Raw genomic sequence first — 3,956 nt, 5'->3', positions numbered from 1 at the left:
AATTAAGGTGTGAAGCACGCAATGACCAAGCCAACGCATAGCACTTCAACACCAAAAGCCACCGCATGCTAAAAATGCCACGCGTGCTGAATCACCCTTAAATTGTTTGTTATGTGCGAACAAGTCGCATTGGAACAAACCTTACGCCATCAACATTTTGCTCACCTTCTGTGGCAATAAAACCTTGAGACTCATAAAAGTTTAGCGCGTTAACAGACGCCCTCAATCTTACTTCACTGGACTCAGTAAGTGATAACAAATTGTCTAGCAACAGTTTGCCTAACCCTTTGTTTTGAAACTTAGTGTCAATGAAAAGATGAGTAATGTAATCATTTTCTCTCAACGCAGCAAAACCAATGACTTTGCTGTTTTCTATCAGCTTAAGGTTTTGAAACTTTGATTTATCAAATGTAGTTTCAACATCAGACCGCACTTTTGAAGAAAACATCGCCTGCCCTTCATTGCTGAAATGAGGGAGTATGTCTTTGTCGACAACGCGCTTAACCAAGTCAACCACTTGGAGAAAGTCAGATTCTTGAGTTTCTTCGATTCTCACGTTTATCTCCCTAGCACATAACGCTTTGCTAAGGTGTGAGTAACGCAATACAAAAGCTACCGCACAGCGCCTTAATCACATAAGCCACCGCATAGTAAAAATGCCACGCGTTACGAATCACTCTTAAGCAATTTGTTAGTACATGCGCTACTTCTATTTATGCACTCCAAGATATTGAAAACTGGGATGATATGAAAGGCTTTGAACACTGAAGTGAGACGGGCAGCTACAAAACTTAAACTCGATTAAGAGACGAGAGTTGGCTAGAAGAAAAATGCACTGAACTGCCCTACTTTCACTGCCTTCAAATTAGAAAAGGATTCGATCCTCGCACTTCGACGGCAACACCAAAGAAAGACAATTCTGACTTAGCAAAAAACCACGACAGAGAAGAAGCACCAAAGAAATAGGTTAAGAGTTAGAAACCGTAAACGGTGAAATCAAAGCAAACACTCCGCATATAGTGCCACCGGAAAGAACGTGAGAGATACAAACTGATAAGTGTAAAGGCGAGCGCCAAGACAGATAAACACCAAAACTTATGACCTTGATGTCAAACCCGTACTAACGCCCTGTTAAGGGGTGAGCAACGCAATACAAAAGCCGCCGCATACCACCTTAAACACTAAAACCAACGCATAGTGAAAATGCCACGCGTTGCGAATCCCTCTTGAACAGTTTGTTAGGCGACATTTCTACGTTTAACTTCTTTCTCATACGAAGATTCGTTGTATAACCAGATAGCCCAAAATGTGAAAAACATCCCGATCGTGTAAATTGAGTAATTAAGAGCATTATCCGATAAGAAAATCGTAATGCTTGCCGCATTAGAAGATGGGTAAAGGAAAGTAACATTAAAAATCATGTACAAAATGGCTGTGACGAAAGTGGTTCTAAAAAGCCAATTTAAACATCCTTTCTTTCGAGATTTTTGCCAATTATCAAATGCTTTACCATTCATTAATCCACTCCTTTTCTGTTAACTGAAGCTAGATTCACGCCAAGATACTACCCACTAGTCTATCGTTTGTCTCATGTCGCCTAACGCCCGCTTAAGTGGTGAGCAACGCAATACGATATTTCCGCATTACACCTAAATCACTAAAATCAACGCATAGTGAAAATGCCACGCGTTGCGAATCCGTCTTGAAGCGTTTGTTAGGTTGAAATGGTGAGGACTGCAAGCATATCTTCATCGTCTTCATCCATACCAATTTCAACAAAACCAAAACTCGAATAGAACTCTCTGGCTACAGGATTCTCTGGGTCATAGCAAATCTCGACCTCTTTTAGCTCTGGCAATTGCTTTATTTCACTCAGTGCGAGCTCTAAAGCTCTACGACCAATACCGCTTTGCTGATGTTTATAATCGACCATGAACCGCCATATTGAAACTTTAGACAATGACTCCTTGACCCACATAAAGAAGCCGACAGGTTCATTTTTGACATAAATAGCCCTAGTTTCATACCCCTCGTTGAACATTGACTCAACGAGAGACCACATATTGCAAGCAACGTATTGTTCTTGCTCCTTCAATACGTCTAGTTCACATACCTTTTCATAGTTTTGTTTTGTAACGTTGCGAAGTGAAACTTCCATTGTTTTCTCCTTGAAACCTAACGCCCTGTTAAGGGGTGAGCAACGCAAAACAAGAGCCGCTGCATACCGCCTTAAACACTAAAACCAACGCATAGTGAAAATGCCACGCGTTGCGAATCCCTCTTGAACAGTTTGTTATGTGCGTTGCTCAAATTCATACTCTGTAAGGCACCATTGCTTTGGGCTTGACCAACTGATTTCTATGAATGATGTTCTTAGGTCGCCGCTCAATAAAAGTTGCTTCATAAAATGGCTAGGTGAAATATAAGCTTTATCATCGTAAGCAAACACAAAACCCTGCTTATTGAGCCCAAGCATTATCTGTTTAGTTTCTTCTGATTCAAGCCCACTACTGAGATGAAGTTCATCAATACGACCATCTGTATCACCATCTCGGTTGTTCTTGCTTAACTTTATTGAGGTCTTATCTATGGCAACAACGTGCGCCGGAGGCACATCTCCTGATTGCCCAAACTCAACTTTGTAAGGAGGCTGTTTTATCATTTTATCTCCAAGCACATAACGCCCTGCTAAGGGGTGAGCAACGCAATACAAAAGCCGCCACATATCGCCTTAAACACTAAAAACAACGCATAGTGAAAATGCCACGCGTTGCGAATCCCTCTTGAGCAGTTTGTTAGTCGCGAGGCACCGAGCGCCAATTTTAAGCCGAGCCAATCTTTTCTAACAACAAAATTTATGTGCTTTTATGCACTTACGTCAGGCGTAGTCTCAAAGCGACTACTCAATGAAACCACTTAGAACAACCAACGCCGCAGAAAACGGACTGACAACACCAAAAAGCGCTTTTGGAAAAACTAATCTGACAGTGCGGACTTTCAACAAAGTCACTGAAACCACGTGAAACTTACCACACCAAAGAAAACGTCATTTCAGCGAGTAAATCGGCTTTTGAACCAACAAAGTCACCGAGCGGAGTTGCAATCCAAAACAAACTCTCGATTGCCCTGCTCTGTCAGCACCAAAGAACAAAATAACCACTAGGACACTTGCAAAATTTTGGACTCAAAACAGCTAAAACTAAGTTCTAATGATCGATGATGAATCTGTGTTCCAAACAAACTGCTGCTAAATTTTAAGCTCAGAAACATGATTTTGATTGCTAGCTTTTTCTGGCGACTAACGCCCTGTTAAGGGGTGAGCAACGCAATACCGATGCCGCCGCATACCACCATAAACACTTAAACCAACGCATAGTGAAAATGCCACGCGTTGCGAATCCCTCTTGAACAGTTTGTTATGCCAATTTTTCCCGCTGTTTATAAGCATCATTGATCATTAAAAATGTATGGTGCATCCGCAACTTCGATCGAGCATACAAATCCCGCACTTCAGCTAACGAGAAGAACTTTGCACAACCTATTTCATGGTTGAAATTAGGCAATATGACTTGGTCTTTAACTTCTGTGACCCAGACATGACGTAATACTAATTCACCATCATCAAAACGTCCTGCATAGGTATTTAAGTAGTTCTCTAAAGCAACTTCTAAACCCGTTTCTTCTGCAATTTCCCTGACCGCTGCCTCTTGAGGAAACTCTGTAGATTCAACACTACCTGACGGTATATGCCATAGACCTTTCTTTGAGCCGGTTAGCTCTTGAACCAATAACACTTCATTGCGTTGATTAAAAATCACAGCTCCGGCAGCTTTTGCCGTAACTTCTATGTGATGCTGAATCCCATATTGCATCTAATTCTATTCTCATCCATGAGAAGTAAAATAAAAGTGGCATAACGCCCTGTTAAGGGGTGAGCAACGCAATACCGATGCCGT

The 3,956-nt window shown here is 41.6% G+C and carries 5 protein-coding genes; all 5 read right to left on the bottom strand.

The window, feature by feature from the left end; genetic code table 11:
- Positions 1–109: 109 nt before the first annotated feature.
- Positions 110–556, bottom strand: coding sequence for a GNAT family N-acetyltransferase (locus MTR11_RS23930; protein ID WP_109170488.1), 447 nt, complete (start codon positions 554–556; stop codon positions 110–112).
- Positions 557–1,238: 682 nt separating this feature from the next.
- Positions 1,239–1,517 carry a hypothetical protein gene (locus MTR11_RS23915; protein ID WP_017633714.1) on the bottom strand — a complete coding sequence of 93 codons (279 nt, stop codon included), beginning with the start codon at positions 1,515–1,517 and terminating at the stop codon, positions 1,239–1,241.
- 197 nt (positions 1,518–1,714) lie between these two features.
- Positions 1,715–2,158: a GNAT family N-acetyltransferase gene (locus MTR11_RS23905; protein ID WP_017817951.1), complete on the bottom strand. Its 444-nt coding sequence runs from the start codon at positions 2,156–2,158 to the stop codon at positions 1,715–1,717.
- Positions 2,159–2,293: 135 nt separating this feature from the next.
- On the bottom strand, positions 2,294–2,677 hold the full coding sequence (locus MTR11_RS23895; protein WP_243328518.1) for a hypothetical protein: 384 nt from the start codon (positions 2,675–2,677) through the stop codon (positions 2,294–2,296).
- 739 nt (positions 2,678–3,416) lie between these two features.
- Entirely contained in the window at positions 3,417–3,872 is a 456-nt protein-coding gene (locus MTR11_RS23880) for an NUDIX domain-containing protein (RefSeq protein ID WP_045417241.1), read from the bottom strand.
- Between the last annotated feature and the right edge of the window lie 84 nt (positions 3,873–3,956).

Source organism: Vibrio sp. CCB-PB317, assembly GCF_022808245.1.
Taxonomy (GTDB): domain Bacteria; phylum Pseudomonadota; class Gammaproteobacteria; order Enterobacterales; family Vibrionaceae; genus Vibrio; species Vibrio diabolicus.
Note: the sequence above shows the minus strand (reverse complement) of the source record. Positions and strands in the feature narration are given on the sequence as shown.

Coding starts and splice junctions, on each gene's coding strand:
- MTR11_RS23915 (WP_017633714.1), bottom strand. CDS start 1,517: ATGAATGGTAAAGCATTTGATAATTGGCAAAAATCTCGAAAGAAAGGA.
- MTR11_RS23905 (WP_017817951.1), bottom strand. CDS start 2,158: ATGGAAGTTTCACTTCGCAACGTTACAAAACAAAACTATGAAAAGGTA.
- MTR11_RS23880 (WP_045417241.1), bottom strand. CDS start 3,872: ATGCAATATGGGATTCAGCATCACATAGAAGTTACGGCAAAAGCTGCC.